Below are 19,377 nucleotides of genomic sequence, written 5' to 3'. Positions count from 1 at the left end.
GCCTAGCCCACCCAGACCCGGGCATTGCGGAACATACGCATCCAGGCACCGTCCTCGCTCCAATCATCGGGGCACCAGGAGTTTTGCACAGCGCGGAACACCCGCTCGGGGTGCGGCATCATGATGGTGACGCGACCGTCGCGGGTAGTCAGGCCGGTAATGCCGCGCGGCGAGCCGTTGGGGTTAGCGGGGTAACGTTCGGTCATACGCCCGCGGTTATCGACGTAACGCAGGGCGACGGCGTTGGCGGCTTCACAGGCATCCACGGCGGCGCTGTCAGCGAACTCGGCGTGGCCTTCACCGTGTGCGATAGCAATCGGCATGCGTGAACCGACCATGCCGTTGAGGAAGATCGACGGCGAAGGTTGCACCTCAACCATGGCGACGCGCGCCTCGAACTGTTCGGACTTGTTGCGCACAAAGTGCGGCCAGTGATCACTGCCTGGGATCAACTCACGCAGGTTGGAGAGCATCTGGCAGCCGTTGCACACGCCCAGGGCGAAGGTATCAGTGCGAGCAAAAAACTCGCTGAAGGCTTCACGGGCGATGGTGTTGAACAGGATCGACTTGGCCCAGCCTTCGCCGGCGCCCAGTACGTCGCCGTAGGAGAAGCCACCGCAGGCCACCAGGCCGCGGAAGCCCTCCAGCGTCACGCGGCCACTAAGTATATCGCTCATGTGGACGTCGATGGCGGTGAAGCCAGCACGGTTGAAGGCGGCGGCCATTTCTACCTGACCGTTAACGCCCTGCTCGCGCAGGATGGCGATGCGCGGGCGGTTGCCCGAGGCGATCAGCGGCGCGGCTACGTCTTCATTCACATCAAAGCTGAGCAGCGCCTGCAGGCCAGGGTTGGCGTCGTCGGCGATGGCTTCAAACTCCTGGTCGGCGCATTCGACGTTGTCGCGCAGGCGCTGAATCTGCCAGCTGGTCTCGGTCCAGGCGCGCTGCCAGGCGGCGCGCGAATGTTCCAGCACGGTGTTGCCAGCCAGTTGGAAGACGATCGCCGGATCGGCGGTCGGCTGGCCGATCACGGCGCAGCAGTCTTCCAGCCCGGCGGCGGAGAACTGGCTCAGCACATCGGCAGTATCGTCCTGGGCGACCTGAATCACGGCACCCAGCTCTTCGCTGAACAACACGGCGGGCAGGCTAGTGGCGTCCTGCGTGAGCACGTCCAGGTTGATGCTCAGACCGCAGCGGGCGGCAAAGGCCATTTCCGCCAGGGTAGTAAACAGGCCACCGTCGGACCGGTCGTGGTAGGCCAGCAGCAGCTCATCCTGGTTCAGCCCCTGAATGACCGCGAAGAAGGCCTTGAGGTCTTCAGCATCATCCAGATCAGGCACGCCTTGGCCAATCTTGTTGTACACCTGCGCCAGGGCGGAACCGCCCATGCGATTCTGACCACGACCCAGATCGATGGCGATCAGGTCAGTGGGGCCATGATCCAGCCGCAGCTGCGGCGTGAGGGTGGCGCGTACATCCTGAACCGGGGCAAAACCGGTCACCACCAGCGACAGCGGTGAGGTCACCGACTTCTCGGTGCCGGCATCGTCCCAGCGGGTTTTCATCGACATGGAGTCCTTGCCGACCGGGATGGTAATGCCCAGCTCGGGGCACAGCTCCATACCGACGGCCTTGACGGTGTCGTACAGGCGGGCATCTTCGCCGGGATGGCCGGCGGCGGACATCCAGTTGGCCGACAGCTTGATGTCAGACAGACGATCAATGCGCGCGGCGGCCAGGTTGGTCACGGTTTCTGCCACGGCCATGCGGCCAGAGGCCGGGGCGTCCAGCAGGGCCAGCGGTGTACGCTCGCCCATCGCCATGGCTTCACCGGTATTCACATCAAAACTGGTGGCGGTGACTGCGCAATCGGCAACCGGCACCTGCCAAGGGCCGACCATCTGGTCGCGTGCGACCAGACCGGTAATGCTGCGGTCACCAATGGTGATCAGGAAGCTCTTGCTGGCGACCGCCGGCAAGCGCAGTACGCGCTCGGCGGCTTCGGCCAGATCAACCGCGCTGGCGTCAAAGTCATCGCCCTGCTCGGCTTCGCGCTCGACGCTGCGGTGCATGCGCGGTGGCTTGCCGAGCAAGACCGAGAGCGGCATGTCGACCGGCTGGTTATCGAAGTGCTCGTCGTTGAGCACCAGCAGCTGCTCTTCGGTGGCTTCGCCAACCACGGCGAAGGGGCAACGCTCGCGCTGGCAGATGGCTTCGAAGCGCTCGTAATCGGCGTTGGGCACGGCCATCACGTAACGCTCTTGCGACTCGTTCGACCAGATTTCCAGCGGGCTCATGCCGGGCTCGTCGTTGGGGACCTTACGCAGCTCGAAGCGACCGCCACGGCCGCCATCGTTGACCAGCTCAGGGAAGGCGTTGGACAACCCGCCCGCGCCCACATCGTGAATAAAGGCGATGGGGTTCTTGTCGCCCAGCTGCCAGCAGCGGTCGATAACTTCCTGGCAACGGCGTTCCATTTCCGGGTTCTCGCGCTGTACCGAGGCAAAATCCAGGTCTTCGGCGCTGCTGCCGGTGGCCATGGAAGAGGCGGCGCCGCCACCCAGGCCGATCAGCATGGCCGGGCCGCCCAGCACGATCAGCTTGGCGCCGACTGGAATTTCGGATTTCTCTACGTGGGTCGCGCGGATGTTGCCCATGCCGCCGGCCAGCATGATCGGCTTGTGGTAGCCACGGGTTTCCGGCCCACGGGGCGAGGCAATGGTCTGCTCGAAGGTGCGGAAGTAACCGTTCAGGTTCGGCCGGCCAAATTCATTGTTGAACGCCGCGCCGCCCAGCGGGCCTTCGATCATGATCTGCAGCGGCGTGACAATACGCGTCGGCTTGCCGTTGTCTTCTTCCCAGGGCTGGGTAAAACCGGGAATGCGCAGGTTGGAAACGGTGAAACCGGTCAGACCGGCCTTGGGCTTGCCGCCGATACCGGTGGCGCCCTCGTCACGAATCTCGCCGCCGGAGCCAGTAGAGGCACCCGGGAAGGGGGCAATCGCGGTCGGGTGATTATGCGTCTCGACCTTCATCAGAATGTGCACCGGCTCTTCATGGGCACGGTACTCGTTGCTGCCAGGGGCCGGGAAGAAGCGGCCGGCGGTAAAGCCTTCAATCACCGCGGCGTTGTCTTTGTAGGCCGAAAGCACCCCTTCGCTGTGCAGTTCGTAGGTGTTCTTGATCATGCCGAATAGGCTCTTGTCCTGCGCCTGGCCGTCGATATCCCAGGTCGCATTGAAGATCTTGTGGCGGCAATGCTCGGAGTTGGCCTGGGCAAACATCATCAGCTCAACGTCGCTGGGGTTGCGCTCCAGGGCGGTAAAGCTGTCGACCAGATAGTCGATCTCGTCATCGGCCAGCGCCAGGCCCAGGCTGTTGTTGGCCTCTACCAGGGCAGCGCGACCACCGGCCAGCACGTCGACGCGGCTGAATGGTTTGGGCTGGGTATGCTCGAACAGACCGGCGGCGGCCTCCAGGTCATCCAGCGCCACTTCGGTCATGCGGTCGTGCAGCTCGGCGACCAGCTGCTGACGCTGCGCCGCGTCAAACTCACCCGTGACGTAATAGGCCACGCCGCGCTCCAGCCGAGCCACCTGATCCAAGCCACAGTTGCGGGCAATGTCTGTGGCCTTGCTTGACCAGGGTGAAATAGTGCCGAAACGCGGCATTACCAACACCAACTCGCCGGCGGGCTCTTCTACCGCGACCGAGGGGCCGTAGCGCAACAGTCGCTCCAGTACCTGCTGGGATTGCCCGTCCAGCTCGGCGCTCAACTCGGCAAAATGCATGAATTCGGCATACACCCCGGTGACGGCGGCGACGCGGTTTTGCAGGCGGGCGAGCAGCTTGCTGCGACGAAAATCGGAAAGGGCTGGGGCTCCACGCAGGATATGCATGTCGGTAACGGCCTCGGAGATGCGGAAATGGGAAAAAGAAGGCGCATAGGATACCTCAAGCCGCGCCAACGGGCCATGCCGGGCGCAACTGCACTGCGCGCAGAATCGGTCAAAGCAGGCTGAAGGTCGCGCTATTGTGCCGCTGCGCTTTTGCCTATACTGGCGCCATGCAACAAAAAACGGCCCGCAAACGTTATTCCCCGGCTCTGGCAGTCGCCCTGTGCGCAGCGCTACTGACGGCCTGTGAACAAAGCACCCAACTGGAAGATATCCGGGAGGCCGGAGAGCTGCGCGTCATTACCCGCAACACGCCAACCACCTTTTATCAGGACCGCAACGGCGATACCGGCCTGGAATACGAGCTGAGCAAGCGCTTCGCCGACAGCCTGGGCGTGGAGCTGCAGATGCAGAGCGCCGATACGGTCGAGAGCCTGTACCAGCAGCTTGGCAGCGAACAGGGCCCGGATCTGGCGGCGGCCGGTCTCACCGTCAACCCCGAGCGCGAGGCGCAGATACGCTTCGCCACGCCTTATCTGCAAGTCACCCCACAGGTGGTTTATCGCCGGGGCAGCAGCAAGCCGCGCCGCATTGAAGACCTGTACGGCCGCCGCTTGATGGTGCTCAAGGGCAGCACCTTGGCCGATGAATTGCGCGCGCTGCAAAACGACCACCCAGAGCTGATCTTCGAGGAGTCCGACAGCGTTGAAGTGGTCGATCTGCTGCGCATGGTCAACGACGATGAGATCGATGCCGCGGTGGTCTACTCCAACGAGCTGGTGGTGAACCAGGCCTTTTACCCTGCCGTGAGCGTGGCCTTCAACCTGGGCGAGGAGCAACCCATGGCCTGGGCCCTGAAACAGCGCCCCGACAGTACCCTGCTGGAGGCCATCAACGGATTCTTTGCCGATATCAAATCCGATGGCACGCTGGATCAGTTGATCGAACGTTTTTATGGCCACTCTGATGTGCTCGATTATGTGGGCGCGCGCGCCTTCGCTGAACACATGCAGTCCCGACTGCCGCGCTATGAAACCTTTTTGCGCCAGGCGGGGGAGCAATACGGCCTGGACTGGCGACTGCTGGCCGCCATGGCGTATCAGGAATCACTCTGGGATGAGACCGCGCGTTCCGCCACAGGCGTGCGCGGCCTGATGATGCTGACCTTGCCCACAGCCAAATTTGTCGGTGTCACCAACCGCGTGGACCCACAGCAGAGCATCATGGGTGGCGCACGTTATCTGGTCTGGGTGCGCGATCAGCTGTCTACCGACATTCCCGAACCGGATCGTACCTGGTTCGCTCTGGCGGCCTACAACGTGGGACTGGGACACCTGGACGATGCGCGCAAGCTGACCGAAAAGAATGGTCGCGACCCGAACCGCTGGATCGACGTAAAGGACTTTTTGCCGCTGCTGCAGAAAAAACAGTGGTACACCCAGACCCGCTACGGCTACGCACGCGGTTCAGAACCCGTGCACTACGTACAGAACATTCGCCGTTATCACGACATTCTGCAGTGGGTAACCCAGCCGCAATCGGAATCACGCCAACAGGCAACTGAGCAGTACTTGGCGCCGGGGATTCTCGAGCAGTTGCCTGACGGGATTTAGCGCCGCAGGCGCTCCATTCCGCCAGCGACAAGCAGCAAGCGTCAAGCGTCAAGCGTCAAGCGGCAAGACAATACAGACAGGACGTGCTTTTCGGTTTTCGTCCGCTTGCGGCCTGCGGTTTAAAGCTTGCCGCTCATGGCTGAGCTGCTGTCATCCTTCTTGCGCCGTTGGCGAAAAAAGGATGACAGCAGCTCCCCAGCCTCCTGCGCCAACACCCCACCTTCTACCTGCATGCGGTGATTCATCCAGCTTTGTTCCAGCACCTGACTGCGGCTGATGACAGCGCCGGAGCGCGGCTCCTGCGCACCATAGACCAGGCGACCGATGCGGCTGTGAATCAGCAGTCCGGCGCACATGGTGCAGGGTTCAAGGGTGACGTACAGAGTGGTGCCAGGCAGACGGTAGTTCTCTGCGGCCGCAGCGGCCTGACGGATGGCGACCATTTCAGCGTGGGCGCTGGGGTCCTGGCTGCTGATCGGCTGATTGAAGCCCCGACCGATCACCTCACCATTGCGCACCAGCACGGCGCCGACCGGGACTTCTCCCAGCTCGGCGGCGCGCTGCGCCTCAGCCAGCGCCAGTCGCATGAAATCGATATCCGCTGGCGTCATGGCTGTGCCCGCATCAGATCAGCTTGCGTTCACGCAACAGGCCAACCACCTTCTCGACACAGCCGGTGAGGTCCAGCTCGGCGGTGTTGAGGACCAGGTCGGCATCTTCCGGCGCTTCGTAGGGGAAGGAAACACCAGGGATGGTGCCTTCCACATTGGCGGCATAGATACCGGACGGATCGCGCGACTGGCAGACATCCATCGGCGTATCCAGATACACCATCAGGCAGCGTTCGCCCAGAATGTAGCGCGCCGTCGCACGGCTTTCTTCGGTCGGTGCCACAAAGGCGCCAATGGCGATCAGACCTGCATCGTTCATCTGGCGAGCGATGCGTGCGCCCTTGTGCAGGTTCTCCGCACGGCCGGCGGCGTCCATCGGCAGGCCCTTGCTCAGATCCTGACGCAGCTCCTTGCCATCCAGCACGTAGCAGGCGCGACCAGCATCAAACAGCTTGCGCTCCAGCGCGTAGGCGATACTGCTCTTGCCAGAGCCCGAGAGACCGGTGAACAGCACGGTGACCGGGTCCTGACCGAAGCGCTCGGCACGCTCGCGCGCTGTCACGTGCGCAAATGCACCGTGCTGGCTGGTACCCTCGCTGTGGCTCTGCACGCCTTTGGCAACGATCATGCCGGCACCCACGGTGCCATTGGTCATGCGGTCGATAACAATGAACGCACCGGAGGTGTGATTGCTCTGGTAATCGTCATAGGCGATCGGGCGCTCCAGCGACAGCTCGACGCGGCCAATCTCGTTGAGCGCCAGTTGCGCCGCGCTCTGCTCTTCCAGCGTATTTACATCGATGCGGTGCTGAATACGGGTGAAGGAGCCAGGGCTGTTGCTGGTGGCACGCTTGATGTCGTACTTGCGACCGGGCTGCATCGGCTGCTCGGCCATCCACACCAAGGTAGCTTCGAACTGATCACCGATCAGTGGGCGGTTGTCGGCGTGGCACAGCACGTCGCCGCGGGATATGTCGATTTCGTCTTCCAGCGTCAGGGTTACCGCCTGGCCGGGGCCAGCCACTTCCAGCTCGCCATCAAAGGTGACGATGGACTTGACCTGGCTGCGCTTGCCCGAGGGCAGCACGACCAACTCGTCACCCTTGTGCACCACACCGGAGGCGATGGTACCGGCAAAGCCGCGGAAGTTCAGGTTCGGGCGGGTCACCAGCTGCACCGGGAAACGCAGGTCGGTCAGGTTGCGATCAGCAGCAATCTCGACAGTTTCCAGAATCTCCATCAGAGTCTGACCTGTGTACCAGGGGCTGCGCTCGCTACGGTTGACCACGTTGTCGCCCTTGAGCGCCGACATGGGCACAAAGTGCACGCTGTTGCCGTCGAGCAGTTCCAGGCCCTTGGCGAACTCGCGGTAGTCGTTGCAGATGCTGTCAAAGACGCCCTGATCAAAGTCTTTCAGGTCCATCTTGTTGACCGCGACCACGATGTGCTTGATGCCCAGCAGTGAGGCAATGAAGCTGTGGCGCTTGGTCTGGGTCTGCACGCCGTAACGTGCGTCAATCAGAATGATGGCCAGATCGCAGGTGGACGCGCCGGTCGCCATGTTGCGCGTGTACTGCTCATGGCCGGGGGTATCGGCGATGATGAACTTGCGCTTGGCCGTGGAGAAATAACGGTAAGCCACATCAATGGTGATGCCCTGCTCACGCTCGGCCTGCAGACCATCGACCAGCAGCGCCAGGTCCACCTCTTCACCAGTAGTGCCGGACTTCTTGGAGTCACGGGTAATGGCTTCCATGTGATCTTCATAGATCATCTTGGAGTCGTGCAGCAGACGGCCAATCAAGGTGCTCTTGCCGTCATCCACGTTGCCGCAGGTGAGAAAGCGCAGCAATTCCTTGCGCTCATGCTGGGACAGGTAGGCCAGGATGTCCTGACTGATCAAATCCGACTGGTGACTCATTGTGCTAGCTCCAAGCTGCAGGCATCACGCTCTTGCCTGCATCCATAAAATAATTCGTGTGGCGCAACCCGTTTCGGGTTGATCGGTGCGCTGGCAACTGCCTGCACTCACCGGCCTGTCTGTTCACTGCTCCGCCGCGTGCGGCCGGACACAGCTTAGAAGTAGCCCTGGCGCTTCTTCTCTTCCATCGAACCGGCTTGGTCGTGGTCGATAACCCGGCCCTGGCGTTCGGAAGTACGCGTCAGCAGCATTTCCTGAATGATCTCCGGCAGGCTGGCGGCGGTAGATTCAACCGCACCGGTCAGCGGGTAGCAGCCCAGGGTACGGAAGCGCACCTGTTTCATTTCCGGCGTTTCACCGGGCTCCAGTGGCATGCGGTCGTCGTCGACCATGATCAGCGAGCCATTACGCTCCACCACCGGACGCTCGGCAGCAAAGTACAACGGCACAATCGGGATGCTTTCCAGATAGATGTATTGCCAGATGTCCAGCTCGGTCCAGTTGGACAGCGGGAACACGCGAATGCTTTCGCCCTTGTGTACCTTGCCGTTGTAGACATTCCACAGCTCGGGACGCTGGTTTTTCGGATCCCAGCGGTGGTGCTTGTCACGGAAGGAGTAGACGCGCTCCTTGGCGCGGGACTTTTCCTCGTCGCGGCGCGCACCGCCAAAGGCGGCATCGAAGCCATACTTGTCGAGCGCCTGCTTCAGGCCCTGGGTCTTCATCACGTCGGTGTGAACCGCGCTGCCATGGGTGAAGGGATTAATGCCCTGCGCCACGCCTTCGGGGTTCTGGTGGACCAACAGATCAAGGTCCATTTCCTTGACCATCTTCTCGCGGAACTCGTACATGGCCTGGAATTTCCAGCCGGTGTCCACGTGCAGCACAGGGAAAGGCAGGCGGCCCGGGTAGAAAGCCTTGCGCGCCAGATGCAGCATTACAGCGGAGTCTTTACCGATCGAATAGAGCATGACCGGGTTCTGGAACTCGGCCGCCACTTCACGAATGATGTGAATGCTTTCCGCTTCCAGTTGCTTCAGATGGGTCAATTTTTCCAGCATGGTGTACTCACGTTGAACGGGGGAATGAAGTCCCTGGTACAAATTTGGCAGGCATTGTAACAAAGTGCCGTGATTCTAATAAGCGCAGAACCAATACCTATAAGTTATAAAGATATAGCCCGGAGGATGGTTTATCCGGGCCTAAATGCGGCGCTGGATTCGCCTCATACCGGGTTATCCATATCGATAAAACGGTGTTCTACACTAAACTGCTGCGCCAGATGCTCACCCAGCGCCTGCACGCCATAACGCTCGGTGGCGTGGTGACCGGCAGCGTAGAAGTTGATCCCGTTCTCGCGCGCGGCATGCACCGTGGGCTCCGACACCTCGCCCGTAACAAAGGCATCCACACCCAGTCCTATCGCTTTGTCGATGTAACCCTGCGCTGCGCCAGTGCACCAGGCAATGCGTTTGACCGGCCGCTGATGACCGGCGATAAACAGCGGCTCACGCCCCAGCGCCGACGCCAATGCCTGCGCCAGCTGCTCGCCTGACTGCGCTGCCGGCAGTTCGCCCTGCAGGCCCACCGAGCGCGGATTACCGACTTCCAGCGGCCCGGTGATCTGCCAACCCAACAATTTGGCCAGTTGCACGTTGTTACCCAGCTCGGGGTGCACGTCCAACGGCAAGTGATAGGCAAGCAGATTCAGGTCATTGGTCAGCAGCGTCTTCAGCCGCCGCTGCTTGATGCCGGTAATCGCTGCAGGTTCACCCTTCCAGAAGTAACCGTGGTGCACCAGCAGCAAATCGGCCTGTGCCGCGACTGCCGCATCCAGCAGATCCTGACTGGCAGTCACGCCGGTAACAATGCGCTGCACCTGTTGTGCACCTTCAACTTGCAGCCCATTGGGACAGTAATCGTGAAAGGCGTCGGTAACGAGCAGCTTGTTGCAGTAGCCCACCAGAGTGTTGCGATCCACCATGCAGCGTTCCTCCTATACAGATCAAGCCGCCATTTTCCGGCCTGTGGGGCATACTTACAACAAGAGGCAGATGACGCCTGCATAATCTGTGGTTAACCCTTATAATGCGGGCCACGCAAGCGAGGATGCTGAGCAGCCGCCGCGACCTCGCCACAACCGGATGCAACAGGCCGGACGAGATAGCCAGATTCAACAGCATATTGGCAGCGCAGATCGTTTTTCATGCCACCTGCCAGACAGTACAGATCGAGCGCAGCCCGGCACCAGAGTGCCCCCTAGCGCTCAAAACACGTCAGGACAGGGTTTGATGAAGAATCTCTTGCGCAGTATGGGCTGGCCAGTGGTTTGCGGGGTGCTGCTGGCTCTGGTGATCATTCAGCAGTTCCCCCAGTGGCTGGGCCTGCCAGCGCACGATATCGTGCTGCGTGAGGTATCCGAAACCCGTTCCGACATGGGGCTGGTCTCCTACTCGGCCGGCGTCGAGCGCGCGGCGCCCGCCGTCGTCAACATCTACACCAGCAAGCAGACGGCCTCACGCACCAATCAGAACTTTGATAACCCGAGCGTGCGTGACTACGCCGATTCGCTGCCGAACCCCGAGCGCCGTCAATCCAGTCTGGGCTCCGCGGTGATCCTCAACTCCGATGGCTACCTGCTGACCAATAACCACGTGATCGCCGGCTCCGACGAGATTCTGGTGGCGTTGCAGGATGGCCGCGAAGCCCTGGCCAGATTGATCGGCACCGACCCAGAAACGGATCTGGCGGTACTCAAGATCGACCTACCCAATCTGCCCGCGGTGACTATCGACTCGCGCGACCAACAGCGCATTGGTGACGTCGTCATGGCCATCGGCAACCCCTTTGGGTTGGGGCAGACCGTCACCATGGGGATCATCAGCGCCACCGGCCGCAACCAGCTGGGGCTCAATACCTATGAAGACTTCATCCAGACCGACGCGGCGATCAACCAGGGTAACTCCGGCGGCGCACTGGTGGACGCCCAAGGCAATCTGATCGGCATCAACACGGCGATCTTCTCCCAGTCAGGCTCAGCACAGGGTATTGGCTTTGCCATCCCCGCCAAGCTGGCGGTCGAGGTGATGCAGGCGATTATCCAGCACGGCCGAGTGATTCGTGGCTGGCTGGGGGTCGAGGTGCAACCGATGACGCCGGAGCTGGCCGAATCCTTTGGGCTGGATATCAGTCAGGGGATCGTGGTCGCCAGCCTGTATCGCAACGGTCCGGCCTGGAACGCCGGCCTGTTGCCGGGCGACGTGATCCTGCGGATTGACGACAAGCCCGCTACCAGCGGCCGCCAGGCGATGAACCAGGTGGCCCGCGCCAAGCCGGGCGAGCGTATCAAGCTGAATGTACTGCGTAACGGCGAAGAGATCAGCTTCAGCGCAGAAGTGGGCGTGCGTCCCAGCTTCCGCGCTGCCAGCTGAGACGGGCTACAGGATAGCCTTGAGCGCTGCCAGCAGCGCCTGGTTCTGCGCTTCGGTGCCAATGGTGATCCGCAGGAACTGATCGATGCGCGGCAGCTTGAAGTGCCGCACTATCACCTTCTGCTCGCGTAGCCCCTGCGCCAGCTCGGCAGCGTCGCGCTGCGCGTGGCGGGCAAAGACGAAGTTGGCCTGCGACGGCAGCACTTCAAAGCCCAGCTCAAGCAAGGCAGCACTGAGCCGATCACGGCTATCGATAACTGCGTTGCGGGTGTGATCAAACCACTGCTGATCCTGCATGGCTGCCACCGCGCCCGCTATCGCCAGGCGATCCAGCGGATAGGAGTTGAAACTGTTCTTGATGCGCTCCAGCGCCTCGATCAAATCAGCATGCCCCACCGCGAACCCTACCCGCAGCCCCGCCAGCGAACGCGACTTGGACAAGGTCTGGGTGACCAGCAGGTTCGGGTAGCGATCGACCAGGGCAATGGCCGTTTCGCCACCAAAATCAACATAGGCTTCATCCACCACCACCACCGAATCCGGGCTTCCCTGCACTATCGCCTCGACCTCGGCGAGCGGCAGACCTACGCCAGTGGGGGCGTTGGGATTGGGAAAGATAATGCCGCCGTTGGCCTGGCGGTAATCGGCAGGCGACAGACAGAAATCGTCGTCCAGCGGCTGCGGCGCTGCCTCTATGCCGTATAGGCCACAGTACACCGGGTAAAAGCTGTAGGTGATATCCGGGTATAGCACGGGCAAGTCATGCTGAAACAGGCCATGGAAGATATGCGCCAACACCTCATCCGAGCCGTTGCCGACAAACACCTGGGCGCTGCTGACGCCGTAATATTCGGCAATCTCGGCTTTCAGCGCATCGGCGTTGGGCGCCGGATACAGACGCAGGCTGTCATTCAGCTCACGCTGAATAGCCTCAACCACCTTGGGCGAGGGGCCGTAGGGGTTTTCGTTGGTGTTCAGTTTGATCAGGTTTTCAACCTTCGGCTGCTCACCCGGCACATAGGGCACCAGATCCTTGACGAAGGGGCTCCAGAAACGACTCACAGGGCAATCCTCGATTCAGCTAGAAGCGGCAAGCCGCAAGCTTCAAGCCAACCCCGGCGGGCCGAGCCTGCACAGCTCGGCTTTCGCTTGCAGCTTGAAGCTTGCCGCTAGTTCTTAATTCGGTATTCCGCGCTGCGCGCGTGGGCGGTCAGGCTTTCGCCCCGTGCCAGTACAGAAGCAGTCTTGCCCAACTCGGAGGCGCCTTCGGGTGAACAGAAGATCACCGAGGAGCGCTTCTGAAAATCATACACGCCGAGCGGCGATGAAAAACGCGCAGTGCCCGAGGTGGGCAACACGTGGTTGGGGCCAGCACAGTAGTCGCCCAGCGCTTCCGGGGTGTAGCGCCCCATGAAGATTGCGCCGGCGTGCCGAATCAGCGGCAACAGCGCATCAGGGTCTGCGACCGACAGCTCAAGGTGCTCCGGCGCAATACGGTTGGTCAGCTCGCAGGCCTGGGCCAGATCATCTACCTTGATCAGCGCAGCACGATTTTCCAGCGAGACGCGCACGATCGATTCGCGCTCCAGCTCACCCAGCAACCGATTGAGGCTGGCTTCCACGGCGTCCAGGAAGTCGGCGTCGGGCGAGAGCAGGATGGATTGCGCATCTTCATCGTGCTCGGCCTGGGAGAACAGATCCATGGCGATCCAGTCCGGATCGGTCTGACCGTCACACACCACCAGAATTTCGGAGGGGCCGGCGATCATGTCGATACCCACCTGCCCAAATACCGCACGCTTGGCCGTAGCCACATAGATATTGCCGGGGCCAACAATCTTGTCTACCCGCGGTATGGATTCAGTGCCGTACGCCAGCGCGGCGACAGCCTGCGCACCACCCACGGTGAACACTCGGTCAACACCGGCCAGGCAGGCTGCCGCCAGCACCAGCTCGTTGATTTCACCGCGCGGCGTGGGCACCACCATCACCACCTCGGGCACGCCGGCCACCTTGGCCGGGATCGCGTTCATCAGTACCGATGAGGGGTAAGACGCCTTGCCACCCGGCACATAAAGGCCGGCACGATCCAGCGGAGTGATCTGTTGGCCCAGCACGGTGCCGTCGGCCTCGGTATAACGCCACGACTCTTGGCGCTGGTGCTCGTGGTAGCGCTTGACCCGTTCGGCGGCAACCGCCAGCGCTTCGCGCTGCTCGGCGGTAATACGCTCCAGGGCTTGCTCCAGACGCGCGCGATCCAGAATCAGGTCGGCCATGCTGCTGACCTGCAGGCCATCGAAACGGCCGGTGTATTCCACTAGCGCCGCATCGCCACGCTTGCGCACAGCGGCAATAATTTCTTCAACACGGTCATTGACCGCCTTGTCGGAGACCCCTTCCCAGGCCAGCAACGCGTCCAGATGCTGCGCAAAATCGCTCTGATTGGCGTTCAGACGGGCGATTTTCAGCGGCGTGCTCATAAGGGGTACCTTCGACAATGGTATAGGAATAAACGGATACTAACTGGCGTGACGCTCTACGGCAGCGGCCAGCAAATCAATCAGCGCCTTGATGCGTGCGTGCTTCATTTTCATCGATGCCTTGTTGACGATCAGCCGCGAGCTGATGTCGGCGATCATCTCCTGCGGCTCCAGGCCGTTGGCCCGCAGCGTGTTGCCGGTGTCGACAACGTCAATGATCTTGTCAGCCAAACCCACCAGCGGCGCCAATTCCATGGAGCCGTAAAGCTTGATCACATCGACCTGACGGCCCTGCTCGGCATAGTAACGACGTGCTACATTGACGAACTTGGTGGCGACTTTCAGGCGACCACTGGGCTCTGGGGTGTTGACCGGGCCTGCAGTCATCAGCTTGCAGATGGCGATCTTCAGATCCAGCGGCTCATACAGGCCCTGGCTGCCGTACTCCATGAGTACGTCCTTGCCGGCAACACCAAGGTCAGCTGCACCATGCTCGACATAGGTCGGCACATCAGTGGCCCGCACGATCAGCAGACGCACGTCCGGATCGGAGGTGGAGAAAATCAACTTGCGGCTTTTCTCCAGATCTTCCAGCGGCTCGATACCGGCCTCTTTCAACAGCGGCAGGGTATCGTCGAGGATGCGCCCCTTGGACAGCGCAATGGTCAAACTCTGGCTCATGACAACTCTCGTGATGCCGGCACCCGGCGAATGATACCGCCAAGGGCCTGCAGTTTTTCTTCAATGCATTCGTAGCCGCGATCAATGTGGTAGATGCGGTCCACCATGGTATCGCCTTCGGCCACCAGGCCGGCAATCACCAGGCTGGCGGAGGCGCGCAGGTCGGTGGCCATGACCGGCGCACCCTTGAGCTGCTCCACCCCGGTCACCACGGCAGTATTGCCTTCGACCAGAATGTGCGCGCCCATGCGGTTCATTTCCTGCACGTGCATAAAGCGGTTTTCAAACACGGTTTCGATTACCGTACCGGTGCCTTCAGCCACGGTATTCATGGCGACAAACTGTGCCTGCATGTCGGTCGGGAAGGCCGGGTACGGCGCCGTGCGCAGGTTGATAGCACGCGGGCGGTTACCCTTCATATCCAGCTCGATCCAGTTCTTGCCGGTATCGATATAGGCGCCCGCCTCTTCCAGCTTGAGCAGCACAGACTCGAGAATGGACGCATCGGTATCCTTCACTTTGATGCGGCCACGGGTCGCTGCAGCCGCGACCAGGTAGGTCCCGGTTTCAATACGATCAGGCATGACCGAGTAACGCGCACCGTGCAGACGCTCAACACCATGCACCGTGATGGTAGCAGTCCCGTGCCCGGAAATTTGCGCGCCCATGGCGATCAGACATTCAGCCAGATCCACCACCTCAGGCTCGCGCGCGGCGTTTTCGAGAACAGTTTTACCCTTGGCCAGCGTCGCCGCCATGAGGATATTCTCGGTACCGGTTACCGAGACGGTATCGAAGAAGAAATGCGCACCACGCAAGCCGCCAGGCGGCGCCTCTGCCTTGATGTAGCCACCGTCGACAGTAATGGTCGCGCCCATCGCTTCAAGGCCGCGAATGTGCAGATCCACCGGACGCGAGCCAATTGCACAGCCGCCCGGCAGGGCTACTTCGGCCTTGCCGAAATGCGCCACCATCGGGCCCAGTACCAGGATAGAGGCGCGCATGGTTTTCACCAGCTCGTAGGGTGCAACCAGCGTCGTAATGCTGGTGGGGTTCACCTCGACATTGAGCTTTTCATCCACTACCGGCTGCACGCCCATGCGGCCAAACAGCTCAATCATGGTCGTGATGTCGTGCAGGTGCGGCAGGTTGCAGATGGTGACCGCCTCATCCGCCAGCAGCGTGGCAGCCAGGATCGGCAGGGCGGAGTTCTTGGCTCCGGAAATACGAATTTCCCCATCCAGGCGGTTGCCGCCGGTGATGATCAGCTTGTCCATACGGAATCTCTTTCTCCAGACCTCAGGCGCGACTCGCCCAGGCCTCTTGGGTATAAAACTTCATGGTTACCGCATGGATACGACCATCGGCAATATAGTCATTCAACAAGGCGTAAATCTGTTGCTGGCGCTTGACTGGCGACTGCGCCGCCAGTGCATCGCTGATCACGTTGAGCTGAAAGTTGCAGCCCTCGCCTTCTACCGCCACCTGGGTATCGGCCAGGTTGGACTCAATCAGCTGTTTTACTTCAGTGGATTGCATGGTCTGTGTCTCCATCGGCTGGCCTGCCTCGCGGCAAACCACAACATAGGCGAAACGGGGTTCAGGCAGCGGATACCTGATGCAGCCAGGTATCCAGGCCACACACCTCGGCAATGCTCTGCAGACCAGCCGGCACACCGCGCAAGCGCAGGTTACGACCGGCTTCAGCCGCTTGCTCGGCAACGCGCAACAATAGCGACAAGCCGACACTGTTTACCCGCTGCAACCCCGAAAGGTCGAGCATGATATCACCTCTGCTGGCGGCAATCCGCTCTGCCAACTGTTCCCGCACTGCCAGCACACTGACGAAGTCGAGCTCGCCCTGCAATTGCAGCAGACCGTTCTCGCCTGTCTGCACACTGGCGCGTGCCGGCTCGGCGCTCACTGATTGGCTTCCTGCTTGACGGTCTCGCGCGATTTGGCCACTACGCTACCCCAGTTATCAATCACCGCATCGAGGTCGTTGCGGTTGGCTTTCATCGCCTGGGCAAACTGGTCGCGGAACAACAGACCAATATTGATACCCTCGACGATCACATTGCGCACCTTCCACTGACCATTTATCTCGCTCATGGTGTAGGTGGCAGTGTAGACCTGACCGTCATTGGCCTTGACCTGCATGTCGACGCTGGCGCGATCCGGGCGCGGCTCGCGGCTGTTGGGCGGCAGCACGGTGATCTCACCGCTCTGGAATTCCAGCAGAGCGTTACCATAGAACTGCACCATGCTGCGCTTGAAGGTATCAATGAAGCGCTGCACCTGCTCATCTGACGCGCTACGGCTATAGCGAACGGTCATTACGCTGCTGGCAATGCCTTCAAAGTCGACAACTGGGTCGAGCACTTCATTAAGCCCTTGCAAAAAGGCCTCTGGATCGTTGCGGTAGGTTTCACGGTTGGCGTCGAGCACCTGCATGACCTTGCGCGAGGTATCGTCTACCACCTGCTGAGGTGTGGCCTCGGCGGCCTGCACCATGGCTGGCACACTGATGATCAGGGCCAGCAAAAACTGGGTTACTGCACGCATGGTGACTCTCCTATTGGCTGCGCAGATCAATCTTCTTTGCTCACGGTATTGAGCAGAAAGCGCCCTATCAGTTCCTCTAGCACCAGAGCTGACTGGGTGTCATAAATTTCCGATCCTTCCGCCAGCACCTCGTCATCGCCACCCACAGAGATACCGACGTATTTCTCGCCGAGCAGCCCGGCGGTCAGAATCGATGCCGTGCTATCGGCCGGCAGCGTATTGATCTTGCTGTTGATCGACATATCGACACGGGCGCTATAACGCGTCTTGTCGAACTCGATAGCAGTGACCTGACCGATGGTCACTCCAGACATGGTGACCTTGGCCTTGGGCGTGAGCCCCGCCACGTTGTCGAAATAGGCATGCACACTATAGGTGTCGCCGGCGCTGCTGGGCGTGAGCCCACTTACCCGAACCGCCAGCACGGCCAAGGCCAGCAGCCCCGCCAAGATAAAGACACCGACGATCAATTCCAGATTACGGGTACGCATTGGTTGTTTCCTTGGCTAATCAGAACATCAAAGCAGTGAGAATAAAGTCCAGCCCGAGCACCGCCAGAGAGGCATAGACAACAGTGCGCGTGGTGGAGCGGCTGATGCCTTCCGACGTCGGCTCGCAGTCATAACCCTGAAATACCGCAATCCAGGTAACTACGAAGGCAAAAGCCACCGCCTTGACCATGCCGTTGAGCACGTCATCGACGAACTCAACGGAATTTTGCATATTCGCCCAGTAGGAGCCGGAGTAGACGCCGAGCCAGTCCACCGCGACCAGCGAGCCGCCCCAGATACCGACCACGCAGAAGATCATGGCCAGCAGCGGCATGGAGATAAAGCCAGCCCACAGCCGCGGTGCAATCACGTACTTCAGCGGATCAACACCAATCATCTCCATGCTGGACAATTGCTCGGTAGCCTTCATCAGACCGATCTCGGCAGTCAGCGCAGAGCCGGCACGGCCAGCAAATAACAGGGCCGTCACCACCGGCCCCAGCTCCCGCAGCAGCGTCAGCGCGACCATCTGGCCTACCGCTTGCTCGGAGCCGTAACCGACCAGGATGTTGTAACCCTGCAGCGCCAGCACCATACCGATGAACAGCCCGGACACGATGATGATGGCCAGGGACAGCACACCCACCGAATACAATTGCTGCAGCAGCAGCGTAAAACCGTTACCAAAACGCGCACGGCCGAGCAGCGCATTAAATAGAAACAGACCGGAGCGACCCAGTGCCGACAGGGTATCCAGACCGGCGCGGCCAAGCAGGCCAACCCGTGACATCACACTCACCGCTTGTGCTCCTGCTGTAATAGGTCGGACAGGTATTCAGGCGCCTGAAAGTGGAACGGCACGGGACCGTCCGGCTCACCCTGCATGAACTGGCGAATGCGCGGATTATCCGAATTCATCAGCTCGTCCGGCGTACCCTGCCCCAGCACCTGACCGTCACCTACTACATATAAATAGTCAGCAATGCTCGCGGTCTCCGCCAGGTCGTGCGAAACAACGATACTGGTCAGCCCCAGCGCATCGTTGAGCAGGCGGATCAAACGCACCAGCACGCCCATGGAAATCGGGTCCTGGCCGACGAAGGGCTCGTCGTACATCATCAGCTCAGGGTCCAACGCGATCGCCCGCGCCAAGGCCACCCGCCGCTTCATGCCACCGGACAGCTCATCGGGCATCAATTCGCGCGCACCACGCAAACCAACAGCCTGCAATTTCAGCAGCACCAGGTCGCGAATCATGTCTTCCGGCAGTTCGGTATGCACGCGCAATGGAAAGGCGACGTTCTCAAAGACGTTGAGATCGGTAAACAAGGCACCACTCTGAAACAACATACCCATGTGCTGGCGCGCGGCGAACAACTGCTCACGACCCAATTCTGGAATATTCTGACCATTGACCCAGATCGCGCCGCTGTCCGGCCGCAGCTGCGCGCCAATCAGGCGCAGCAGCGTGGTTTTACCGCAGCCCGACGGCCCCATGATGCCAGTCACCTTGCCGCGTGGAATGCGAATATCCACGCCATCGAAGATCAGCCGCGAGCCCCGTCGAAAGGTAATCTGCTGCAGATCAACAATGTAATCCGAAGAATCGGTCATATCTGGATGTGCTCTTCCCGATCGCGCCCACACCTCGGGCAAGTTAAGCCGCGTAATATATCAGTTACACCAGT

General features: G+C 60.8%; 17 protein-coding genes. 2 read left to right on the top strand and 15 right to left on the bottom strand.

Annotated elements, in window-relative coordinates:
- Window positions 1-2: 2 nt before the first annotated feature.
- Window positions 3-3,899 (bottom strand): phosphoribosylformylglycinamidine synthase, encoded by a 3,897-nt coding sequence (gene purL / locus BLU26_RS16280; RefSeq protein WP_092288533.1) that lies wholly within the window; start codon window positions 3,897-3,899, stop codon window positions 3-5.
- Window positions 3,900-4,066: 167 nt separating this feature from the next.
- Between purL and mltF the strand changes: the two genes are divergently transcribed.
- Window positions 4,067-5,509, top strand: a complete 1,443-nt coding sequence (gene mltF, locus BLU26_RS16275) for a membrane-bound lytic murein transglycosylase MltF (protein ID WP_092288532.1) — start codon at window positions 4,067-4,069, stop codon at window positions 5,507-5,509.
- Between the two features lie 119 nt (window positions 5,510-5,628).
- Here mltF and tadA read toward each other — a convergent pair whose 3' ends face one another.
- From tadA to BLU26_RS16255, 4 genes are all read right to left on the bottom strand, one after another.
- Complete coding sequence (tadA, locus tag BLU26_RS16270) at window positions 5,629-6,120, bottom strand: tRNA adenosine(34) deaminase TadA (protein WP_092287904.1); 492 nt, start codon at window positions 6,118-6,120, stop codon at window positions 5,629-5,631.
- 13 nt (window positions 6,121-6,133) lie between these two features.
- Complete coding sequence (gene cysN, locus BLU26_RS16265) at window positions 6,134-8,041, bottom strand: sulfate adenylyltransferase subunit CysN (RefSeq protein ID WP_092287903.1); 1,908 nt, start codon at window positions 8,039-8,041, stop codon at window positions 6,134-6,136.
- A gap of 155 nt (window positions 8,042-8,196) precedes the next feature.
- The gene (gene cysD, locus BLU26_RS16260; RefSeq protein WP_092287902.1) at window positions 8,197-9,102 is read right to left on the bottom strand and encodes a sulfate adenylyltransferase subunit CysD; all 906 of its coding nucleotides are present in this window, start codon (window positions 9,100-9,102) and stop codon (window positions 8,197-8,199) included.
- A 164-nt stretch (window positions 9,103-9,266) separates the two neighbouring features.
- Window positions 9,267-10,025, bottom strand: coding sequence for a Nif3-like dinuclear metal center hexameric protein (locus BLU26_RS16255; RefSeq protein WP_092287901.1), 759 nt, complete (start codon window positions 10,023-10,025; stop codon window positions 9,267-9,269).
- Window positions 10,026-10,332: 307 nt separating this feature from the next.
- Between BLU26_RS16255 and BLU26_RS16250 the strand changes: the two genes are divergently transcribed.
- Window positions 10,333-11,472 (top strand): S1C family serine protease, encoded by a 1,140-nt coding sequence (locus tag BLU26_RS16250; RefSeq protein ID WP_092287900.1) that lies wholly within the window; start codon window positions 10,333-10,335, stop codon window positions 11,470-11,472.
- Between the two features lie 6 nt (window positions 11,473-11,478).
- On the opposite strand, the gene hisC is transcribed toward BLU26_RS16250, so the two are convergent.
- The 10 genes from hisC to BLU26_RS16200 form a co-directional block, all read right to left on the bottom strand.
- Window positions 11,479-12,534 carry a histidinol-phosphate transaminase gene (hisC, locus tag BLU26_RS16245; RefSeq protein ID WP_092287899.1) on the bottom strand — a complete coding sequence of 352 codons (1,056 nt, stop codon included), beginning with the start codon at window positions 12,532-12,534 and terminating at the stop codon, window positions 11,479-11,481.
- Window positions 12,535-12,641: 107 nt separating this feature from the next.
- The gene (gene hisD, locus BLU26_RS16240; protein ID WP_092287898.1) at window positions 12,642-13,952 is read right to left on the bottom strand and encodes a histidinol dehydrogenase; all 1,311 of its coding nucleotides are present in this window, start codon (window positions 13,950-13,952) and stop codon (window positions 12,642-12,644) included.
- Between the two features lie 39 nt (window positions 13,953-13,991).
- Complete coding sequence (gene hisG / locus BLU26_RS16235; protein ID WP_092287897.1) at window positions 13,992-14,633, bottom strand: ATP phosphoribosyltransferase; 642 nt, start codon at window positions 14,631-14,633, stop codon at window positions 13,992-13,994.
- Complete coding sequence (gene murA, locus BLU26_RS16230; RefSeq protein WP_092287896.1) at window positions 14,630-15,910, bottom strand: UDP-N-acetylglucosamine 1-carboxyvinyltransferase; 1,281 nt, start codon at window positions 15,908-15,910, stop codon at window positions 14,630-14,632. Before murA ends, hisG begins: the two co-directional genes overlap by 4 nt.
- Window positions 15,911-15,932: 22 nt before the next feature.
- The gene (locus BLU26_RS16225) at window positions 15,933-16,172 is read right to left on the bottom strand and encodes a BolA family protein (RefSeq protein ID WP_092287895.1); all 240 of its coding nucleotides are present in this window, start codon (window positions 16,170-16,172) and stop codon (window positions 15,933-15,935) included.
- A gap of 61 nt (window positions 16,173-16,233) precedes the next feature.
- The gene (locus BLU26_RS16220) at window positions 16,234-16,557 is read right to left on the bottom strand and encodes an STAS domain-containing protein (protein WP_157719386.1); all 324 of its coding nucleotides are present in this window, start codon (window positions 16,555-16,557) and stop codon (window positions 16,234-16,236) included.
- A complete protein-coding gene (locus tag BLU26_RS16215; RefSeq protein WP_092287893.1) occupies window positions 16,554-17,198 on the bottom strand; it encodes an MlaC/ttg2D family ABC transporter substrate-binding protein in 645 nt (214 codons plus the stop codon). Before BLU26_RS16215 ends, BLU26_RS16220 begins: the two co-directional genes overlap by 4 nt.
- Before the next feature lie 26 nt (window positions 17,199-17,224).
- A complete protein-coding gene (gene mlaD, locus BLU26_RS16210) occupies window positions 17,225-17,689 on the bottom strand; it encodes an outer membrane lipid asymmetry maintenance protein MlaD (protein ID WP_092287892.1) in 465 nt (154 codons plus the stop codon).
- A gap of 19 nt (window positions 17,690-17,708) precedes the next feature.
- Entirely contained in the window at window positions 17,709-18,479 is a 771-nt protein-coding gene (gene mlaE, locus BLU26_RS16205; RefSeq protein WP_092288531.1) for a lipid asymmetry maintenance ABC transporter permease subunit MlaE, read from the bottom strand.
- A gap of 5 nt (window positions 18,480-18,484) precedes the next feature.
- Window positions 18,485-19,303 (bottom strand): ATP-binding cassette domain-containing protein, encoded by an 819-nt coding sequence (locus BLU26_RS16200; protein ID WP_092287891.1) that lies wholly within the window; start codon window positions 19,301-19,303, stop codon window positions 18,485-18,487.
- Window positions 19,304-19,377: the final 74 nt, after the last annotated feature.

This window comes from Halopseudomonas sabulinigri (assembly GCF_900105255.1).
Lineage (GTDB): Bacteria > Pseudomonadota > Gammaproteobacteria > Pseudomonadales > Pseudomonadaceae > Halopseudomonas > Halopseudomonas sabulinigri.
The sequence above is the reverse complement of the archived record's forward strand: the minus strand, read 5'-3'. Positions and strand labels throughout refer to the sequence as shown.

Excerpts from the sequence above, each read along its gene's own strand:
- BLU26_RS16215 (WP_092287893.1), bottom strand. The coding sequence starts at position 17,198 with ATGCGTGCAGTAACCCAGTTTTTGCTGGCCCTGATCATCAGTGTGCCA.
- purL (WP_092288533.1), bottom strand. The coding sequence starts at position 3,899 with ATGCATATCCTGCGTGGAGCCCCAGCCCTTTCCGATTTTCGTCGCAGC.
- BLU26_RS16255 (WP_092287901.1), bottom strand. The coding sequence starts at position 10,025 with ATGGTGGATCGCAACACTCTGGTGGGCTACTGCAACAAGCTGCTCGTT.
- cysD (WP_092287902.1), bottom strand. The coding sequence starts at position 9,102 with ATGCTGGAAAAATTGACCCATCTGAAGCAACTGGAAGCGGAAAGCATT.
- hisD (WP_092287898.1), bottom strand. The coding sequence starts at position 13,952 with ATGAGCACGCCGCTGAAAATCGCCCGTCTGAACGCCAATCAGAGCGAT.
- hisG (WP_092287897.1), bottom strand. The coding sequence starts at position 14,633 with ATGAGCCAGAGTTTGACCATTGCGCTGTCCAAGGGGCGCATCCTCGAC.
- mlaE (WP_092288531.1), bottom strand. The coding sequence starts at position 18,479 with ATGTCACGGGTTGGCCTGCTTGGCCGCGCCGGTCTGGATACCCTGTCG.
- BLU26_RS16250 (WP_092287900.1), top strand. The coding sequence starts at position 10,333 with ATGAAGAATCTCTTGCGCAGTATGGGCTGGCCAGTGGTTTGCGGGGTG.
- mlaD (WP_092287892.1), bottom strand. The coding sequence starts at position 17,689 with ATGCGTACCCGTAATCTGGAATTGATCGTCGGTGTCTTTATCTTGGCG.
- BLU26_RS16225 (WP_092287895.1), bottom strand. The coding sequence starts at position 16,172 with ATGCAATCCACTGAAGTAAAACAGCTGATTGAGTCCAACCTGGCCGAT.
- mltF (WP_092288532.1), top strand. The coding sequence starts at position 4,067 with ATGCAACAAAAAACGGCCCGCAAACGTTATTCCCCGGCTCTGGCAGTC.
- murA (WP_092287896.1), bottom strand. The coding sequence starts at position 15,910 with ATGGACAAGCTGATCATCACCGGCGGCAACCGCCTGGATGGGGAAATT.
- tadA (WP_092287904.1), bottom strand. The coding sequence starts at position 6,120 with ATGACGCCAGCGGATATCGATTTCATGCGACTGGCGCTGGCTGAGGCG.
- BLU26_RS16200 (WP_092287891.1), bottom strand. The coding sequence starts at position 19,303 with ATGACCGATTCTTCGGATTACATTGTTGATCTGCAGCAGATTACCTTT.
- cysN (WP_092287903.1), bottom strand. The coding sequence starts at position 8,041 with ATGAGTCACCAGTCGGATTTGATCAGTCAGGACATCCTGGCCTACCTG.